Raw genomic sequence first — 16340 nt, 5'->3', positions numbered from 1 at the left:
GTCAGGGCAATAGCCCCATTTGTCGGTTCACGCGCTCTTCCATTAGCTGAATCTGTTCAGGGGTGAGCAGCGCGGTTTTGTTTTTCACTTTCTTCGACCTGGGTTCGCCAATCAGCCGAAGCACCTCTTTAGGTTCGAGGTAGGGCGTTTTCTCGCCCTTATTGATGTTGAATAGCAGGGCATAGAGTTCGCGGAAGTATACGCCCTGCTGACGGTTGCGGTAATAATAACCCTCCAGCATGCGACTAAAATCGGCGGGTGTCATCTCCCAGAATTCAGCGGGAGACAGGCCGATTTCGTGGGCTAGGACCTGGCGCTCTTCCCAGTCGATGGGGCGGGGCTTGCGCTTTGACCGAGCAGCGCGGCTACCCGGTCTTCGACGTTTTTTATGCGCGAGGTCGCTTTCTGTGACAGCGCAAATACCGCCGCCAGATCGTCGTCACTCATCTCATCGCTCCAGTCGAGCGCCATATCCACGTCGAAGTCAGCGGGCAAATTGTTTTGCGCGTGACGAACCATCAGGCCCGCCCACAGGACAATACCCATGCTGTCAAAGTTGCCGGTTGCCTCTTTGGACTCGATGAGCTTATAGGTCAGGTTGCCGAACTTAAAGGTTCGCTGCTGACCGCCCACCTGACAAGCGTATTCCCCGTTTATAATGTGATCGATAGTGGTCATACTAAGGCGCTGCGGTGGTGCCGAGAGTGGTTTGGTCTACGAAATTCACTTTGAAACTGGCCGTGGAGTTGCCTTCCTGCGGGCCTTTGACAGAGAAGTCAGAAAGTAACGCTGTGCCCGTTTCGGTTTCATCACCTATCATACCTCCGAACTCAATCATTACATCGACCGGCGTTGAGCTGCGAATCCAGCCCTTCACTTCCTTGTTGGATATGTTGGTAGCAACCGCGCCAGATGCGTACTGACGGTTCAGGCTGTCTACCGTTACCGTAGGTGGGTCAATATCCCCACTGGCAGCCCGCTTCGAGCCAGCCCGACACGCCGTTTTCTCAATGGCAGCCCCAGTGAAATCGTAGTCTACTGTGGTAGCGCAACCAAACAGAATGAAGGTTGAGCCGCCGGGCTTTTTGAAGTAGATATTAATGGATTTGCCGTCGATCTGTTCGACAGTTCGCGCTATTGCAGCCATTGGTTTTAGAGTTTTTGTGCGTGTACGTTGTAATCAATCCGTTTGTAGTAAGCCTTCAGGTCTTCATCCTGATCGTCGGGCCCCTCGGTGCCATTACTGAATCTGAGGTGCCAACCGGCAGAAATGCCTTCAAATCGGTCAAAGGTGAGCCGCAGGGCGGTTATCAGGTCTTCAATTTGCTGCGGATGCGTCGCCAGAATCGACAGTTCAACCCGGCCTTCGTATTCGTTATGAGACGACCGGCAGGCGACAGGCTTCATATCATCCGTGCTGTACATGATGGCAGGTAGCTCATCGGACTGCACAAAGCGAATCGAAGAAATCCGCTCCGCGACCAGATCGGTGATGCCTGCCTGTTCCAGCGCCAGTGCTCGGATAGGTACGCCAATCATCGGGCAGCCCGTTTTAAAATGCGTCTGATGACTTCCTGCGCGTCGGTGCCGAACGAGTTGATAACTATATCAATTGTCTGACTCTCTGCTTTACCCAGGAAATCGTTAGGCGTTCGCCGATTTTTGTTGGCGCGGGTGATCAGATGCGTCCGCCAGCCCACGTGTCCCCGGTTTTTATTCACCCCCACCAGCAGTACCGCGTTGCCCTGTGCATCGCTGACCACTTTCAGGCGCAAATCCCGTCTGGTAGCCCCGCCCCGGTCATACGTACCGCCCACGGAACTATCGCCGCTGTTGCGTCCCCGCTCGTAGCGAAACGTACTGCCAATCGGAACCAGTGTCATGGCAGCCGCCAGCATGGGTTTGCCGGATTTACGCAGAATCGTAGCCGTTACGTTGTAATCAAACGCCCGTCCTGCTTTGGCAAGGTCTTTGTCAAACTGAGCCAGTTGCTGCGCGTCGATTCGGATAGCCATACGGGTTAGTCGCGGGTTTTAGTCGTGATAACGGTCCACTGTAAACGTCCCTCGCCTTCCCCCACACTTTGTACATCGTAGCGAATCCCTTTGCATTCAATCACATCGGTTTTCTTTACGTCGTCCCGGTAGCGGATGGTGAACTCGGTGGTGGCAACAGCCTGGGTTTTCACCCCGGCCTCTTCCTTTTCCGAGCCGGACTTATCAGCTTTTTTTGCCCATACCTCCGCATAAGGTTCGTTATCAATGGAGGTTTTTACCCCGTGATTGTCCCGAACGTCGTTGCGGTGAAAGAGCTTGATTTTCCGGTCCAGATCGCCCGCCTGTAGTTTTTTATCGGCCATGATTAGTAGAGCTTGTAATTTTGCAGCAGGCTATCCGCTGCCGTTCGCCGTTCGCTCACCGGGTTCGCTCGGTTGTCGTAGTGGTTCGCCACCAGCAGCATCAGCGCAAGGCCCAAATCTTCTGGCAGCTTATCCACTCCGTACCCCGCCGTGTAGGTAATGATTACCTGTTTGGGGGAGAGTATAGAGGTAGCCTGTCGAACGAATGCCAGATTGCCATTTTCCACGCTGTATCCCGTCGAATCGAAGCTCACGCCCGTCGCCAGTGCCGTATCGTAGGTGATAGTCGTCACGTTGGCGTTGATGCCTGGTAGTAAACCGCCACACCCGAAAGCGGGTAGTTTCACGGTAAACGACCGCTCAAACAACGGTTGGTCGCAGAACCCCTCAGCGTAGCGCATCGAGGCTTTAAGCAGGTAATTCACTACCGTGTCGTCACCATAAGCCCGCGCCCAGCTTCCCGACAGAAACGGAATATCCATCACGTCGGGAAGCTCGGCATCGGAGGTGAACACGTAGCGCATTACTATACTTTACCCTGGACGTTTTTAGCGGTCAGTTTGTCTTCTTTCGGAACGACTACGGGCTTTTCATCAAGACCCAAACGCTCACGGTCGGACACATCGGCAATTACCTGACCCTCGCCCGTGTCGGGTTGGCTCTGTCCAATTAGGGAATTGGCCTCAGCGCCCGTCCGTATTTCCAGATCGTGCGTTTTAATCTTATCTTCCGGCGTTTCTTTGGCGTCGTCTTTCGAATAGGGCTTCAAAAACCCACCATCTACCAGTTTCTTGGCGTTTTCAGCCCCGCCAACATCGCCTGCATCTACTACGTCGCCTGCGAAATAGCTGAACAGGGTATGCCCTTTAATGAATTCGTACTTTGCCATTGTGGTAAGTTGAGTTAGAGTGAATAGCGGTTTAGCACGTCCGCCGACCGCTATTCACGATTGGTCAATGGAAAAATTAAAGACTACGAGAGCTTGGCGTCTTTGATAGCAGCAAACGATTCAGGACGAACCACGGCAGAGTCAGCATATAAGGCTGCGTTGATGCGGGTTAAGCCCTGATCGTCTTTCGAGTAGGGGTTTACCAGCAGATCAAGACCACCCCAGGTGCCAATCCACAAATCGCGGTAGTTGCCGAAGATCACTGAGGACAGAATGCCTGTCGAAGAGCCTTTTGATAAGTTAGACGGCACGTTATTGGTGATACCAACCTTGAAGGCGTTCAGCGTCTGGGCACCCTCTTTGAGAATGAACTGAGCCGCCGTGTTGCCCGCTACCAGAGTTTGTTGTAAGAAACCAACTGTGACAGGATTCAACAGATAACCCATTGTGCCGAAGTTGGCGTTACCTACTGACAGTTTAGTAAACAGGTTTACCACATCCGCCCAAACCAGCGCTGCGCCGTTTGCGTTTGTTCCCGATGCAGCAGCACCGCCTGCGTATACAGCACCAATGCCAGATGTGTTCAGGATACCCAGCGGCATATTCGAACCGTGACCTGCGCCATTGATTGATGCGGCTTCGAAAATTGAGCTAATCTCATCAACCAGATAATTGCTGACAACCTGAGAGATATTCTCATCCGATTGCATCATGAGCTGATTCGATACCTCAATAACAGCCGGCAGACGCTGTGGAGACAGTTGCGAGCTTGCAATCGTTGGGCTAATTTCATCCGCCTGCGCATTCTCAGATTTCCAGGTAGGCGAGGTGCCTTTGACAACACGAGGTATAGCCAGGTTCCCTTTCAGGTTAGGCATGAACGTAGCGCCCATGCTCCGTAACACCAACTGATTGAACAGAGCAAGATAAAGACTAGCAATCGTAGTCGTAATTGTCTGTCCACCCTGATCGCCTGCCGTCGTGGTCTGGCCCGTTGCCGACATATCACGACGCTCTAAAGCTGCCTTGACAATATCGCGCCCTTCCTTGTTGATGGCAAATTTTTCGTAGGGTATAACCACGTTGCCCTGCGTGGTGATGCCCCGGCGGGTGGCCTCGGCTTTACCTTCCTGGAGCACTTCAGCGTCAATGCCTTCGATGCGTTCGCCGTCCATTTTGGCCCGGATAACCCGACCTAAGCTAAACTGCGCTAAATCGCGCTGCTCGCCGTCCGATGAGTGGGTGTTACCCGCTACACCTGAATGCACACCCTGCACAGGAATGTTGGCGTTCTGGCGGCTTTCACGTTCGCCGTCTTCCAGGAATCGGATCTCTTCTTCCAGTGCCTTGATTTCATCGCCCAGTGTTTTCCACTGGGTTGTTTCCTCGGCGGTGCGGCTGCGTTTTTCCGCTACGCATTTGTCGTAAATCGCCTGCCGTGCTTCTTTTTTCTGCCCCAACAGGTCGCGTTTTTCTTTTAACATAGTGAACGGTGGGTCGGAAGACCGCCGACCCGTCGGGTTTATCAGTCATCCAGTTCCATCGCCATTATATCCTGCTCACAGGTAATGGCGTCGGTATCGGTGGTTTCGTTGGTTGGTGTTTCGTCGCGGGTTAGCTCTTCGCTGTGCGCTGTTTCTTCGGTAGAACTATGTCCATCCGCTAAAGCCCGTTGACGCTGCTCACTCAAGAACTCATCGCGTTCGGCGGCAATGGCATCAAGGGAGCGTTTGGTAAGCCCGGCTGAGGTTTGCAGGTATGCAGGGTTGATGACGGGTGCTACGTCGAATAGCTCCTCAATATCCATCACATCGCGCTTCTCGTAACCGTCGTCGCCCTCTTTCATCGTCCAGGTTGCCCCTCCTTTGCGGATGCGGAACTCGAACGAAGATCCCCGGCAGTCGCCCCGGGCAATTTTAGCCGCGACGCGCTGGTGGTCGGGGTCAGCGGGATCATACGGAAATTCATACCATAAGCCATCGTCCCGAATTTCCAGCTTGAGCGTTTCAGGAGTACGGGCGAGGGTGAAGTTGGGGTCGTGATTGAACTTTGCCACCACGTCATCCATTTTACAGTTATCCAGCGCCCGGCGGTTGATCCGTTCCTGAAACCAGCCGCCTAACGGTTGACTCCATACGTTGAAGGCAATTGCCCGGCCGACAAAGTACTGTTTTCCGTCAGCGCGGGTTTCTAGTGCAATTGGATTGGGTATGGCTCTGAGTTCAATTTCTTCCATCAGTTCTCGGATAGTTTATGCCCGTTGACCGGCGTGCCGTTTTTGGTGTCGGCAGTGGGTTTGGTGGGCTGAATCGGAAAGCCGGTTTTAGTGTCAATAGGCACCATAGCTCCCTGGATGTAGTAGGTATCTCCGCCCTCGTAGGGGTTCATGCCCATACGGTCGCGTACCTCATTGGCGCTCATGATACCGTTGGTGCGGGCAAACTGGAACAGTCGTTGGCGAGTGGCAATATCCGTCAGGTGCAGATCGTCCAGGTCCAGTTCGTTCGTTATTACGCCCAACTCTTGGAAGCGAAGCGTCTTGTAGTCAAACTCCTGCTGAAAGTTGATGACGTGAGGCTTGAGCGAATACGCGACGAATTCCAGCCCCTGATGCTCAATGTTGTTATTGGTGCTACGGTCAAGAATCCCAGCCATATGCTGAGGCACACCAAACAGGGCGCAAACTTCTTCGCGCGACATTTTCATTAACTCCAGAAGCTGGGCATCGACTGGATTAATGCCGACAGCTTTAAACTCCATCCCCTCGTCCAGAATAGCCGTTTTGCCGACGTTATTTTCACCGCCGTGCGTTGAAAACCAACCCGAAGCGATGTTTTTCTTCTGAGTATCCTTGAGTTGTCGCGGGTGAGTTATAATACCAGCCGGACGCGCACCGTTCTCCATGAGTTTGGTGGCAAATCGGCGCGATTGAAGCGGCACCTTTATACTGTCGGCAGCCTGTCGAATAACCGAGCGACCTATTATGCCGTCGGTACTAAACAGCTTCAAATGGATTACATCGTCGGCCGACACCGTACCGGGTACATCGGGGAATCGGTACTCTACGGTGTCTTTGTAGCGGTCCGTTGTAACCAGCACTTCGCTGGGGTGATAGAGCTTAAGTCCAGTTGGTCTATATACGCCGTTGCGAATAATGCGGGCGTAGCCATTGCCCCACAGAAGAGCGGTAGCCAGCAAGGTTTTGCGCCAGACGTAGGAGGTTTGATTCTTGTGCGGACGAATCAGCAGCGAACGCACTGGATGCCCGATGGCGGGATTACTGACCGGTCCTTCGTTGCGGTAAAGTTCCCAGGGAAGCGATGCAAACGATGAGCTGAGCACATCTACGCATCGAAACACCGTTGCCAGTGTCAGCGCCGTTTCTTCGCTTACCGTAACAGGCCCACTGTTGAGCGAGAATAGTTCGCTGATTTTTGGGTCGGTGAGCCCGTAGGTGACAGACGGGGAAACGCCACCGCTACGCTGCTCGGTGGATTCGGGGTAGAATAGGTTGGAGAAAAAGGACTTGATGCCCAATGCGTCCGCTCGTCAGTAAAAATGAAGAATGGGACGAAGATGAAGCAGTGACTAACGGTGATACATACACGCACATTTGGTTATCTCAAACTTTGGCGGTCTGCCAGTTGGAGTAGGCATTAAAAAATACCTCTTTATCCGCATATCGTCGGTGCCCAAAAATTTGTAAGTGCAGGGATTCGGTCGCCTCGTAGGCTTTGGTTTTTACGCCCCGCTTTTTGCTTCTGCCCACCGGCCAGAGTTCGGAAAGTTTTTGCTCATACACCTCGAAAAAGCCCGTTTTGGTATTGAAGCGCAGCACGAAGCTGACCACTTCGAGCGTGGTCGTATCGAGCGGTAAGGTGGGGATTTTGAGGGGCATTTAATCGTCGGAGGTGAATAACCAGATAATGATTAACATAAGACCAACACCAGCCAGCATGATAACCAGGCAAAGTAAAGCCGCCAACCATCCACCGAAGTAGAAAATTGACGTCCATGAACCAATATTTACTAAGGCTACCAGAGTCCAGCCGATTGTCTTTTTCATGATTGCTCTGACTCTATGTGAATAGTCTCAATAAACCCTTCACTGTTGAATGTCAATTGCACAAAAGCCGCCTTAATGCCCGAAACCGTTATATAGGGTAGAGACAAGCCTCGCTGTTCTAGTGTTATATCGGACAAATGCAGAATATTGGCTTCAGGAATCACCATACTAATCCGGTGAGGTTGCTTTTGCGCGTAGGTGATTATGTGGTCTTTTGTAAGTGAGCCAACTCCTTTGATGGAAATTGCTTCTAGGTAATCTTTTCTTTCAAGATTGCGCACCCGTTGCCACAGATTAGCTATACCAAAGCAGACAAACGAAAGAATCGTATTGAGTATGAACTGAATTTCACTGCTTATATTTTTCATGTCAATTCTTGTGTATTTCGGGCCAGCGTACCGCCTTGATGGGTACGTGGGCAATTTTTAGCCGGGGTTCCCAGCCCGCTATTTTAATGCCGTATTTAGAGTGGCGTAGCACTGGTCCTTCACCCTGGTATTCAACCAGCATGTAGACAAAATCCCCCTCCTGCTCAATCCCCTTGTACATACCCGATACCTGATAGGGAATAGCTGACAGGTGCGCGTATTTAGCCGATGGGGTGAACCGTTTGCGCCCCGAATCATCATCCCGGCAGAAGTAGATGGGCTTGTCGGTGGTCTGGCAGTGCAGGGTCACGTAAGACCCGCGCGGTATGTCGAGAAGTTGCTCAATCGCCATACCCTAAAGTTCGGCAACATTCAGCAGGAAAGGGGTGACAGATTGGCGGAAAATTGGAAATATGTCGAAAATAATCAGACAAATGTCTGAAATTAGAGGTGTAGGTAGAGGTAGAGGATTAATCCGTACTTTTGGACTTATGAAAGACGGTGATCTCTTTTTCAACGACGCAAGTAAGTTGTACTGCCGTATTGATGGCAACTACTACAAACGGCTCGGGGGCGGTAAAGGCTGGATGCAAATAACCGAAGCCGAAGCGAAGCCACTGGAGAACGGCTTTGTGATGACTCCGGACCAACGGCAGTGGTGTATTGACATCTTGAAAGAGCAGATCGCTATTCCGGAGTGAACCCACGCGCCCGTCTCATCCAACGGGTTTTTTTATGCCGATTAGTAAATCTGTTTGCAGTATATGTAACCAATAACTACTTTACCGGCATAACACCTAAACCTTACCTTGTCATGCCTAAATTCCTTCGTTACTTCCTGTATGCCTTAGCCTTCTTTTTTGTATTAGGTATCATTGCTCGATTAGGAGGTGACAATAAACCTACTACCGAAACAGACTCTAAAGCCACTACCGAATTAACGGCCACCCAAAAAGACAGTATTGCTAAAGCAGAAGCCGAAACAATTAAAAAGAACACCATACCCGCCGATAATCTGGTTAGCTTTTACATGGAAAATGAAGTGAAGGCGGATAAAGAACTTAAGGATAAAGAATTCTATGTTTCGGGTAAGATTGATGCGATAGCGAAGGATATAACGAATAACATCTACATTACCCTTAAGTCACAAGACCCAATTAGAAACGTTCAGTGCTTTATTGATGACGAAAACGCCGTCGCTGAACTCTCTAAAGGGCAAAAGGTACTCGTAAAAGGCACATGTAGCGGGTTAATGATGAATGTTTTAATGAAAGACTGCCAGGTTATAAATAAACCCTAACGCTCTTTCTTCGCCCGTATCCGCTGCAATGTCCGTTCACTGATACGCGCCTGAAAGGGGATGGCATCCAGTGCCTTTTCCAGCACTTTGGGGATAGGGTCAGCCGGGTTCTGCTGCTGGGTGGGTAGAAAGTACGTGTCGTAAAAATAAGCGTGCAGGTCGGGTTTATTGAGTGTGTTCATCAGAAGCTAAACAGGGTTTGATTCTCGTATTGACTCTCGCCGTCGTTATCGCCCTGCCAGTTCCAGGTCAGGTATTCGCCCAGTGCCATAACGGCAGCAACGGGTCCGTCGATCTTTTTGCTGCTTTTCATCTTGGAAGGCTTACGGGCCTGTTGCGGTTTACCTGAAATTAAATCTTCTACTTCTTTGCCCAGATATTCCAGTACGACGTTTCGCATCATCCAGGCCATAACCGGGTTTCCATCGTGTATCAGTTTTTTTTCATCGACCAAATCTTCCAGATAAACCGTTGGCGAGGTCATGTTTTTGATCGTTTGTGCAAAATCGCTAATTCGGTCAACGGGCTTGCCGTCCCGATAGCCCGGCTGTAGTTTTTCGTTCAACTCCTGATACATCCAGGCTGAATTCCACGGATCTTTCGCGGCACTGACTATATCGAACCGCTCGAAATCGGCCAAAATATCTTCCAAAATGGCTTTGTAATCAACATAATTACCCGGCGTAGCTTTTACCAGACCCGAATCAATCCATTCCGGCAACTGCTTTAGCCCATTGTCAACGTGTTTCTGAACGCTGTCCTCGGGTATCCAGAATGTACAAAGCAGTTTAAAGCATCCATCTTCTAGCGGAAACAGTTTAATCCATGCGTTAAAATCCCCTTTCGTGGCTAAGTCAAGTCCCGCATAGCAGGTTTGACCTTCAAGTTCGATCTCATCAACATCGCCTGTGCATTCATTCCACTTATCGGAATCAATCCAGACCTTAGGTGCATCGACCCATAAATTCAGGTTCTTTGTCTTGACGTTGTACTGTTCGGCCGGCTTCTGTTTGGCGGTATGAATGCGCCCACGCAGGTACGTCCAGGAGGGGGATTCGCCTAAATTTGGATTTGCCTTCACCCATAACCTTTCGTCAGTCCATTCATCCTCTTCATCCAGGGTAAATATCATTACCATCAGCTCATCATCATTGAGCGTCCCTTCTAGTACCTGTAATCCGTACTTACGTTGCTGGAAGCAGAACCATTCCTGATTAAAACCAGCGGTGGTAATCATCAGGATTAACGGCTGATCTCTGGCACCAACGGCTGAAATGAATATATCGTACAAGCCCGATGTTTTGTAGGCGTGTATTTCGTCAAGTATGACACAGTGCGGGTTTGGCCCATCCAGCGTATTGTAATCTGAACTCAGTGCCTCCATCTTGGAGGCGGTACTAAGTACGTGGATATTGTGCGTAAGAACGGTTGCTTTTTTTCTCAGTGGTGCCGATTTAAGCGCCATATTACGGGCCTCGGTAAAGCAGATTTTAGCCTGGTCGCGGGTCGTCGCGGCTGTGTAGACCTCAGCCCCTGCCTCACCATCAGCAATCAGCATATAAAGGCCAATGGCCGCGGCAAACGTGGATTTTCCGTTTTTTCGCGCGATTTCTGCGTAGGCAATCCGGAAGCGGCGGGTACCGTCAGAACGTTTCCACCCAAAAAGACAGTAAACAAAGAAGGCTTGCCAGTCGGAGAGTATGAAGGGCTTGCCTGCCCACTTTCCTTTGGAGTGGCTTAGTAGCGGAAAGAAGCTAAGGGCAATATAAGCCGCATCTTCATCGAAGTATAAGCCGCGTTCATGGCCGGTTTCAAGGTCATTTAGGTGTCGATTGACAGCCATCTGAACAGGTTTACAGGTTAGAATTGATCCTGTATGCACCTGTTCAATATAACTTTTGGCCTGTTCAATCGGGTCTATCATTGCGAATTGCGTCGTTTAAGCAGTGCCTCCAGTGGGTCTTCCTCTTTTTGGGTTGGATTCGCCCCGATTCGGGTACGTGCTGAGGGTGTAAAGCCGAACTGACTTGCAATCTTCAGCGCCGAATCAGATGCTTTGTTGGCAATGCCTAATAATGGATTGGGCTGTAACGCTCCGTTAGGTGTAGTCACTACCAGTTCTTCATCTTTCATTTCTTCCTGCGCCTGCCGAAAAATACCAACCTGCTGACAGTACATCGCCAGCATCGATAAGTCCATCACCGATAATATACCCAGCGACTCCATTTCAAGTGTTTGCGTATACCATTCATCTTTAGCGTAATCACTGAGCCAGTCGGGTGGCGTGGGCATCGTTACCGCCTGCGGTTTTACCTCGTTTTGAAGGATTCTGGACGGTTGTGCCGTGCCTTGTAGCTGTTTTATGACGGTTGGTTTTCTAGGTCGCATTTTTCATATGAAATTTATCGGAACCCCCCTCTGAGTTTTGCACGCACGTGAGAAAGACTGGACATGCGGTCGTAAAAGACGTTAGGTCTGGAGATTTGCTACACCCCTCCCTGTCACGCATCCTCGCGTCGCCAGCGTGGTTTGTCCTCTTCCTTCTTAACCTCAAACTCGCCTTCTTTACAAGCAACGGTTATTGTTTCTTCGCTCTTTATGATACCACCTTTAGCGAAGTCGGATACTTGATTAAGTGCATCACTACTACGTTCCAATGCAGCACGTATTTCACTTACATCAATCTTAATATCTGGAACGATCAAACAACCTTTCGGCTTCATGTCATTCACAAGCTTATCCAACAGGTAATGTATAGTATCCTTACGCTTTTGTGTTGATAGCTCACGTTCATACTCTTCCGTTATCGTCACATCCTTAACCGTTACGCTGATCTTGTACATGGTGGTGGTGATTGGCTAGTTGTTGGGCTGCTTAATGAACATCATCATATCATCACCACGTACCACTTTAGGGTTTACCGTTCCGTCTTTGGACATGGTAGAAACATGAACAAAGCTTCCCGTTGCTCTTGGGTCAAGTGGTACGCTCACAATAGGCTTACCGTATTTGTTATTCTTTCGGCTCATAGCTATATGTATTGACTTAAATCCTGCTTAACCCTGCTCAATACAATCCGTAACTGTTGCCCATCAATCCGAATATCCGGCACTACTACAGCGGTAGGCGGTGGCGTTGCCTTCGCTGGCTTTGCGAGTGGCAAGTCAAGCAGGGTGGTAATGAAGTTGCGTCGTTTCATGGGGTTAGTATCTTAGATTTAGCCTTCAGTTCATCATACATTCGGCTCATTGAGCCTATAAACTGCTCTTTGCTGATACCGTCGCCTTTCAGGTAATTCCAATTCCCAAAACCACGGATCATAAGAAACAGGCTATCCTGATCTTTTACCCGGCGATGATAATGCTCTTCGTTGATTTGTGCCGTTAATAGAGCGACATTAAACTCCATATCTACGTCCAGTAGCGCACAAAGACCACGTTTCAGGTTCTGAACGGTGTAGTTATTAGCTTCCGAGTCGTTAATAGCCTGTAGGATGCAATAAGCCGCTTCCAGTGTGTTGTCGTTAAGGGTGGATATGGGCTTCATGAGTTACGTTCCGAATTCGACTTGCGCGCGTGGCATTTTTTGCACAAATTCTGTCTATTCTCCCAATCCCAGACGTCACCGCCCTGGTTGATCGACACGATGTGATCGCTCACGGTGCCTGGTGTCAGGCGTCCTTCCTTGTAGCACTGCGCACAGAGTGGATTTTGCTCACGATGTGCCAGTGAATCCTTTCGCCACGCCGAACTACCGTATATCTCGCGGTGCGGGTTGGCCCGTCCCTGGTTGGCGCTCACCGGTTTTTTCTTCATCCACGGCCGGACCGGGTTGTTTTTAGTCGGCATTGCTTTTTATAACAAATTACTTCGTCTTGCAAAGTAAAATAAGAATAAAAAGTCCAATTGTGCAAATTGGACCAAAATCGCTATGAGGTGCTGTATGGGTTGTAGTCGGGATCGAAGCCTAATTCTTCATTACTGACGATCAGAATAGGCGTTCGCAGTGTCCAGGTTAGTCCGGCTTTATCACGCTCAAAGGTTAATTTCTCAAGTCCGTCCTTCACCATGTGAGGAACCACGACGAATCGGGTATCATGCCCGGACGTATTGACAACCTGCTGGTAGTGGTCCAGCATCCATCGGGTTAGCTTTATTGTACTCATAGCTACGTGTCAAGGGGTGGGCTTACGTCCGGTTTGTTTGCCTGTTCAGCGATTCATTTATCCGGGCCTGTTCAGCAACGGCGTCCATTTTTTCGGCGCATGGGTCAATGTCGTACGCATTGCCAATCTGCGAGCGCTCGGCGATTAAATGCAGTTGCTTTTGCTTGTCGTCACGTGCCCAGACAATCTGCTGACCAAGTTCACGGTATCGCTTCAGCGCTTTCAGGGGAATCCATTGCAGGGTAAAATGAATGCCAAAAGCCTCCAATACCCACCAGTGCCGTTTATAGCGTCGTAATTTCATACAGGCTCTTCGTTAATAGTTCACTCCCTCCCCGCCACTACCCTGACCGCTAAGGAATCTGCGAAGGATGAGTTAGTTCGGTTTCACTCAAATCATCCGCTATCAGAAAACAGCGGTCGGGCAAGTCGCCACAGGTGTACAGCGAAAGGGTAGTATCGCTGGAAGCGCAGTACCAGACTTCTTCAACCCGGTAGCCCAGATTCTGCATCTCGCCGGGGACAGGCAATTCAGAGTCCTCTTTGGTGTAACCCGCGGCTAGCAAGTCTTTTTCTGTTATCATATCAAAAACGGGAATCGGGCATTTTATCTAATTCAACTTCATCCATCTCGAACTCATGCCCGAATGCTACGGCTTCGTCGGCTTTCTGCCGGGTGCTGTACACGCCTTGTATAATGTAGCCATCACAGCCCCATACCTGAGACTTAACGACAAAAACGGTGGTGGGTGATTCTTCCATACGGTAAGTTATAAAACCGCTCCCCTTGCGTGGTGGTCGGGGGTTAGGGTTGGTTAAGTTGGTACTCGTATTCTGCTTTAGTCAGACAATGGACGCCAGAAGTGGCATAAACACTAATTGTTGCGCCCCCTATTGCTTCGTCCATTGCATGTTCGCCTAAATCTTCAACCATAATTATCCCCGCAACCTTGCGAAAGTTATAGACGTGCCCAGACTCAAAGATTCCAGCAAGATCACGACCTAACAGTACATTGTTGAAGTTATGTAGAGAGGCAATACGGCATACAGTTGGTGTACTTTTCTTTTTCATAATTTATCGATTTTGAGCATTCGTCTCTTCCATCGCTCCTCTCTGGTTTGCCCCGGCTCATGGCTGGGGTGTGTTGTTAGTGGCAAGGGCTAATCCCTGTGGTATCCAGTTGCGGTAATCGATGCCAAGTTCGTCCAGATAATCGTGGAGGGTAAACGGGTTGAAATACTGTCCAATCCCATCCCCTTCATCCCAAACTTTACAGTCCTGGCGGTACGTACTCAAGTGTAACACATAGCCATTTGCTTCAAAGCTATGGTCCGTATTGCCTACATCGTAATGATACTTGACCGGAACGGGTTTTCTCCACCCGAAAGTCTTCTGCATCATCACGGCCATTTCCTCCTCCGTCAGGCTCTCCATTGGCCTGAGGTAGGGCCGGATGTTGCGGGTAGCTTCAATCTGGTATTTGTTATAACGTAGTAAAATCTCTAAGGTCAATATGCCTATTCGCTGAACCCAGCCACAAGACACAAGCACCTCATCGTATGCGAATGCTTCATACTGCACTTTCTTGCCCATAAACCGGGCGAGTTGGGGTAGGGTTAATTGCGTCTCTTCCATCATCATCGTTTTTCGTTTCTTATCTGGCCCCGCGTAGTGGTCGGGGTGGGGTTAACGTGCTCCAATCAGGCATTGACCGGGCAACTCTGCTTTCAAGCACTTGTGTAGCCGTTCAGGAGTTAAAATTTCCGAATACAGCACCTCATCAGTCAACACAGACTTTTCTTTAAAAACCTCAAATGCTTTATCGTGACTGGAAGCCTTTACAATGCCCACCTGAATGTGAGCACGATTTCTGAGTATTGTAATTTGGTAGAATTTCATCGTTTTTCGTTTCTTATCTGGCCCCGCGTGGTGGGTTAATCGACTGTAAAAAAGTGGTTGAACGGTCGGTTCAGGTACCGGCAAACAATGATGTAGGTGGTCAAATCCGGCATACGTCCCGATTCCAGACGCGAAAGCGTTGAGGTGCTGACGCCTAACTCTTTCGAGAGTTCACGGAGCGTCACACGCTCTTTATACCGTTTTTCGTCAAGTGCCTTTGCCAGTTTGCGTAAATCCAGATTGACTGTCATCAGGTTCTCATATTTTCGGATGGGAAACGGTCGTTCGGTTTCCAGTCGACGGCTACCTCATCAATAAAGCGCTGTTCGATACGGCGAAAGTGGCGGTGAACGCGCTTCCAGACTGCCTCTTCACTTTCGGCATCGATGACCGCACAAATGGTTCTACTGCTCTGACCATAGCCACTCACCCAGAATGTAAAACTGGATTGTGGTTCCACCTTCGATTTAGAGAAGTCATACCAGCTTACCCAGAACCTTTTACGTGCGGGGGATTCCGTGCCTGTCTTCATAGTGTTTACAATAGTCTTCCAGGTTCTTACCGTCAAGAACCTGCTGAATGGTAATGTAGTTGCTCAGGTGAGCCGACGCGCACCGTCTACGGTACTCATCCCGTTTAGCTTTTACCTGAAGGTATACCTGTTCTTCGTTCTCTTCCATCGCTCTTGTCTTCTCTGGCGCTGCACCGCAGGCCGGGTTAGTTAGGGTTACCAGCTTATTCGAATTAATTCACGCTGCAATGCAGGTTCAACTATTCTGGACACAGAAAAGCCCATACCCATCAACGCCCCACACATTTCAAGGTCAAGACCAAAATCAAATAAAATGACTTCATGAAAGCCTCTTCTGGCCTCCTGCTCCACACGCTTTAGCGCCTGTTTGAGATTTTCCTTTTGAGCTTCTGAGGCCCAAATACGAGCCATTTGTGGCGTTACTGCCGCTTCTTCTGTCGTCTCCTTCATCTTTTTCGTGTTATTTTCCCTCTCCCCGCCCGGCACCCGCTCCGGCTCTTCGACGTTTCGGGTTGTCAAGCCTGCCGGGTTATTGCAGTAGCACCTTTACATCCTTGCCCAACGCAACAGCGATCTTTTCGAGTTGGTCAAGCGATAGATTACCTTTTCCCTTTTCGAGGGCGGCTATGTTGGGCTGTTTCATCCCTGCGAGTTCACCCAGTTCGGTTTGGGTCATACCGGCGGCTTTACGGGCGGCTCTGACGGTTTCCCCTACGGCTTTCTGTAGTTTTTCAGACATGCCGTAAAAATAGCGGGGTGCG

At 49.9% G+C, this 16340-nt stretch carries 37 protein-coding genes; 2 read left to right on the top strand and 35 right to left on the bottom strand.

The window, feature by feature from the left end; all coding sequences use genetic code 11:
* Position 1: 1 nt before the first annotated feature.
* The 15 genes from IC229_RS33725 to IC229_RS33655 all read right to left on the bottom strand — a co-directional run bounded on the left by IC229_RS33725 (position 2) and on the right by IC229_RS33655 (position 8034).
* Positions 2-295 (bottom strand): phage tail assembly chaperone, encoded by a 294-nt coding sequence (locus IC229_RS33725; RefSeq protein WP_394356000.1) that lies wholly within the window; start codon positions 293-295, stop codon positions 2-4.
* Between the two features lie 8 nt (positions 296-303).
* Positions 304-678: a hypothetical protein gene (locus IC229_RS33720; protein WP_190893227.1), complete on the bottom strand. Its 375-nt coding sequence runs from the start codon at positions 676-678 to the stop codon at positions 304-306.
* 1 nt (position 679) lies between these two features.
* The gene (locus IC229_RS33715) at positions 680-1147 is read right to left on the bottom strand and encodes a hypothetical protein (protein WP_190893225.1); all 468 of its coding nucleotides are present in this window, start codon (positions 1145-1147) and stop codon (positions 680-682) included.
* A 5-nt stretch (positions 1148-1152) separates the two neighbouring features.
* A complete protein-coding gene (locus IC229_RS33710) occupies positions 1153-1539 on the bottom strand; it encodes a hypothetical protein (RefSeq protein ID WP_190893224.1) in 387 nt (128 codons plus the stop codon).
* A complete protein-coding gene (locus tag IC229_RS33705; RefSeq protein ID WP_190893222.1) occupies positions 1536-2015 on the bottom strand; it encodes a hypothetical protein in 480 nt (159 codons plus the stop codon). The genes IC229_RS33710 and IC229_RS33705 overlap by 4 nt, the downstream gene beginning before the upstream one ends.
* A gap of 5 nt (positions 2016-2020) precedes the next feature.
* Positions 2021-2359 (bottom strand): phage head closure protein, encoded by a 339-nt coding sequence (locus IC229_RS33700; RefSeq protein ID WP_190893220.1) that lies wholly within the window; start codon positions 2357-2359, stop codon positions 2021-2023.
* A 2-nt stretch (positions 2360-2361) separates the two neighbouring features.
* Positions 2362-2883, bottom strand: coding sequence for a head-tail connector protein (locus IC229_RS33695; RefSeq protein ID WP_190893218.1), 522 nt, complete (start codon positions 2881-2883; stop codon positions 2362-2364).
* Positions 2884-2885: 2 nt separating this feature from the next.
* Entirely contained in the window at positions 2886-3248 is a 363-nt protein-coding gene (locus IC229_RS33690) for a hypothetical protein (protein WP_190893216.1), read from the bottom strand.
* A gap of 83 nt (positions 3249-3331) precedes the next feature.
* Positions 3332-4732: a phage major capsid protein gene (locus tag IC229_RS33685; protein WP_190893214.1), complete on the bottom strand. Its 1401-nt coding sequence runs from the start codon at positions 4730-4732 to the stop codon at positions 3332-3334.
* 41 nt (positions 4733-4773) lie between these two features.
* The gene (locus IC229_RS33680; RefSeq protein ID WP_190893212.1) at positions 4774-5484 is read right to left on the bottom strand and encodes an HK97 family phage prohead protease; all 711 of its coding nucleotides are present in this window, start codon (positions 5482-5484) and stop codon (positions 4774-4776) included.
* Entirely contained in the window at positions 5484-6785 is a 1302-nt protein-coding gene (locus tag IC229_RS33675; protein ID WP_190893210.1) for a phage portal protein, read from the bottom strand. Before IC229_RS33675 ends, IC229_RS33680 begins: the two co-directional genes overlap by 1 nt.
* A gap of 85 nt (positions 6786-6870) precedes the next feature.
* A complete protein-coding gene (locus IC229_RS33670; RefSeq protein ID WP_190893208.1) occupies positions 6871-7146 on the bottom strand; it encodes a hypothetical protein in 276 nt (91 codons plus the stop codon).
* Positions 7147-7314, bottom strand: a complete 168-nt coding sequence (locus IC229_RS33665; RefSeq protein ID WP_190893206.1) for a hypothetical protein — start codon at positions 7312-7314, stop codon at positions 7147-7149.
* Entirely contained in the window at positions 7311-7682 is a 372-nt protein-coding gene (locus IC229_RS33660) for a hypothetical protein (protein ID WP_190893204.1), read from the bottom strand. The genes IC229_RS33665 and IC229_RS33660 overlap by 4 nt, the downstream gene beginning before the upstream one ends.
* A 1-nt stretch (position 7683) precedes the next feature.
* Positions 7684-8034, bottom strand: a complete 351-nt coding sequence (locus tag IC229_RS33655; RefSeq protein WP_190893202.1) for a hypothetical protein — start codon at positions 8032-8034, stop codon at positions 7684-7686.
* 139 nt (positions 8035-8173) lie between these two features.
* Here IC229_RS33655 and IC229_RS33650 point away from each other — a divergent pair, with 139 nt between their 5' ends.
* Positions 8174-8383, top strand: coding sequence for a hypothetical protein (locus IC229_RS33650; RefSeq protein ID WP_190893200.1), 210 nt, complete (start codon positions 8174-8176; stop codon positions 8381-8383).
* A gap of 113 nt (positions 8384-8496) precedes the next feature.
* Positions 8497-8982, top strand: coding sequence for an OB-fold protein (locus IC229_RS33645; RefSeq protein WP_190893198.1), 486 nt, complete (start codon positions 8497-8499; stop codon positions 8980-8982).
* Here the strand turns inward: IC229_RS33645 and IC229_RS33640 are convergent.
* From IC229_RS33640 to IC229_RS33545, 20 genes are all read right to left on the bottom strand, one after another.
* Positions 8979-9164, bottom strand: coding sequence for a hypothetical protein (locus IC229_RS33640; RefSeq protein ID WP_190893196.1), 186 nt, complete (start codon positions 9162-9164; stop codon positions 8979-8981). The genes IC229_RS33645 and IC229_RS33640 overlap by 4 nt on opposite strands.
* The gene (locus IC229_RS33635; RefSeq protein ID WP_190893194.1) at positions 9164-10906 is read right to left on the bottom strand and encodes a terminase large subunit; all 1743 of its coding nucleotides are present in this window, start codon (positions 10904-10906) and stop codon (positions 9164-9166) included. The genes IC229_RS33640 and IC229_RS33635 overlap by 1 nt, the downstream gene beginning before the upstream one ends.
* Positions 10903-11370, bottom strand: coding sequence for a phage terminase small subunit P27 family (locus IC229_RS33630; protein ID WP_190893191.1), 468 nt, complete (start codon positions 11368-11370; stop codon positions 10903-10905). Before IC229_RS33630 ends, IC229_RS33635 begins: the two co-directional genes overlap by 4 nt.
* 113 nt (positions 11371-11483) lie before the next feature.
* Positions 11484-11825, bottom strand: coding sequence for a hypothetical protein (locus IC229_RS33625; protein ID WP_190893190.1), 342 nt, complete (start codon positions 11823-11825; stop codon positions 11484-11486).
* A 15-nt stretch (positions 11826-11840) separates the two neighbouring features.
* Positions 11841-12011 (bottom strand): hypothetical protein, encoded by a 171-nt coding sequence (locus IC229_RS33620; RefSeq protein WP_190893188.1) that lies wholly within the window; start codon positions 12009-12011, stop codon positions 11841-11843.
* Positions 12012-12013: 2 nt separating this feature from the next.
* Positions 12014-12181, bottom strand: a complete 168-nt coding sequence (locus IC229_RS33615) for a hypothetical protein (RefSeq protein WP_190893186.1) — start codon at positions 12179-12181, stop codon at positions 12014-12016.
* A complete protein-coding gene (locus IC229_RS33610; protein WP_190893175.1) occupies positions 12178-12528 on the bottom strand; it encodes a hypothetical protein in 351 nt (116 codons plus the stop codon). The genes IC229_RS33615 and IC229_RS33610 overlap by 4 nt, the downstream gene beginning before the upstream one ends.
* The gene (locus IC229_RS33605; protein ID WP_190893173.1) at positions 12525-12797 is read right to left on the bottom strand and encodes an HNH endonuclease; all 273 of its coding nucleotides are present in this window, start codon (positions 12795-12797) and stop codon (positions 12525-12527) included. The genes IC229_RS33610 and IC229_RS33605 overlap by 4 nt, the downstream gene beginning before the upstream one ends.
* Positions 12798-12910: 113 nt before the next feature.
* Positions 12911-13147, bottom strand: coding sequence for a hypothetical protein (locus IC229_RS33600; RefSeq protein ID WP_190893171.1), 237 nt, complete (start codon positions 13145-13147; stop codon positions 12911-12913).
* A gap of 22 nt (positions 13148-13169) precedes the next feature.
* The gene (locus IC229_RS33595) at positions 13170-13451 is read right to left on the bottom strand and encodes a hypothetical protein (RefSeq protein ID WP_190893169.1); all 282 of its coding nucleotides are present in this window, start codon (positions 13449-13451) and stop codon (positions 13170-13172) included.
* A 49-nt stretch (positions 13452-13500) separates the two neighbouring features.
* Positions 13501-13731: a hypothetical protein gene (locus IC229_RS33590; protein WP_190893168.1), complete on the bottom strand. Its 231-nt coding sequence runs from the start codon at positions 13729-13731 to the stop codon at positions 13501-13503.
* A gap of 1 nt (position 13732) precedes the next feature.
* Complete coding sequence (locus IC229_RS33585; RefSeq protein ID WP_190893166.1) at positions 13733-13909, bottom strand: DUF7336 domain-containing protein; 177 nt, start codon at positions 13907-13909, stop codon at positions 13733-13735.
* Positions 13910-13952: 43 nt separating this feature from the next.
* Positions 13953-14219 carry a hypothetical protein gene (locus tag IC229_RS33580; protein ID WP_190893165.1) on the bottom strand — a complete coding sequence of 89 codons (267 nt, stop codon included), beginning with the start codon at positions 14217-14219 and terminating at the stop codon, positions 13953-13955.
* A gap of 57 nt (positions 14220-14276) precedes the next feature.
* Positions 14277-14789: a hypothetical protein gene (locus IC229_RS33575; RefSeq protein WP_190893163.1), complete on the bottom strand. Its 513-nt coding sequence runs from the start codon at positions 14787-14789 to the stop codon at positions 14277-14279.
* A 45-nt stretch (positions 14790-14834) separates the two neighbouring features.
* Positions 14835-15047, bottom strand: a complete 213-nt coding sequence (locus IC229_RS33570; RefSeq protein ID WP_190893161.1) for a hypothetical protein — start codon at positions 15045-15047, stop codon at positions 14835-14837.
* Positions 15048-15082: 35 nt separating this feature from the next.
* Positions 15083-15298: a helix-turn-helix transcriptional regulator gene (locus tag IC229_RS33565; RefSeq protein ID WP_190893025.1), complete on the bottom strand. Its 216-nt coding sequence runs from the start codon at positions 15296-15298 to the stop codon at positions 15083-15085.
* Positions 15298-15507 (bottom strand): hypothetical protein, encoded by a 210-nt coding sequence (locus IC229_RS33560; protein ID WP_190893027.1) that lies wholly within the window; start codon positions 15505-15507, stop codon positions 15298-15300. Before IC229_RS33560 ends, IC229_RS33565 begins: the two co-directional genes overlap by 1 nt.
* A gap of 40 nt (positions 15508-15547) precedes the next feature.
* A complete protein-coding gene (locus tag IC229_RS33555) occupies positions 15548-15727 on the bottom strand; it encodes a hypothetical protein (RefSeq protein WP_190893159.1) in 180 nt (59 codons plus the stop codon).
* A 47-nt stretch (positions 15728-15774) separates the two neighbouring features.
* Positions 15775-16098: a hypothetical protein gene (locus tag IC229_RS33550; protein ID WP_190893157.1), complete on the bottom strand. Its 324-nt coding sequence runs from the start codon at positions 16096-16098 to the stop codon at positions 15775-15777.
* A gap of 10 nt (positions 16099-16108) precedes the next feature.
* Positions 16109-16340: helix-turn-helix domain-containing protein (locus tag IC229_RS33545; RefSeq protein WP_223834365.1), on the bottom strand; the 232-nt coding region annotated here is incomplete at its 5' end.

The organism is Spirosoma profusum (genome assembly GCF_014699005.1).
GTDB lineage: Bacteria > Bacteroidota > Bacteroidia > Cytophagales > Spirosomataceae > Spirosoma > Spirosoma profusum.
Note: the sequence above shows the minus strand (reverse complement) of the source record. Positions and strands in the feature narration are given on the sequence as shown.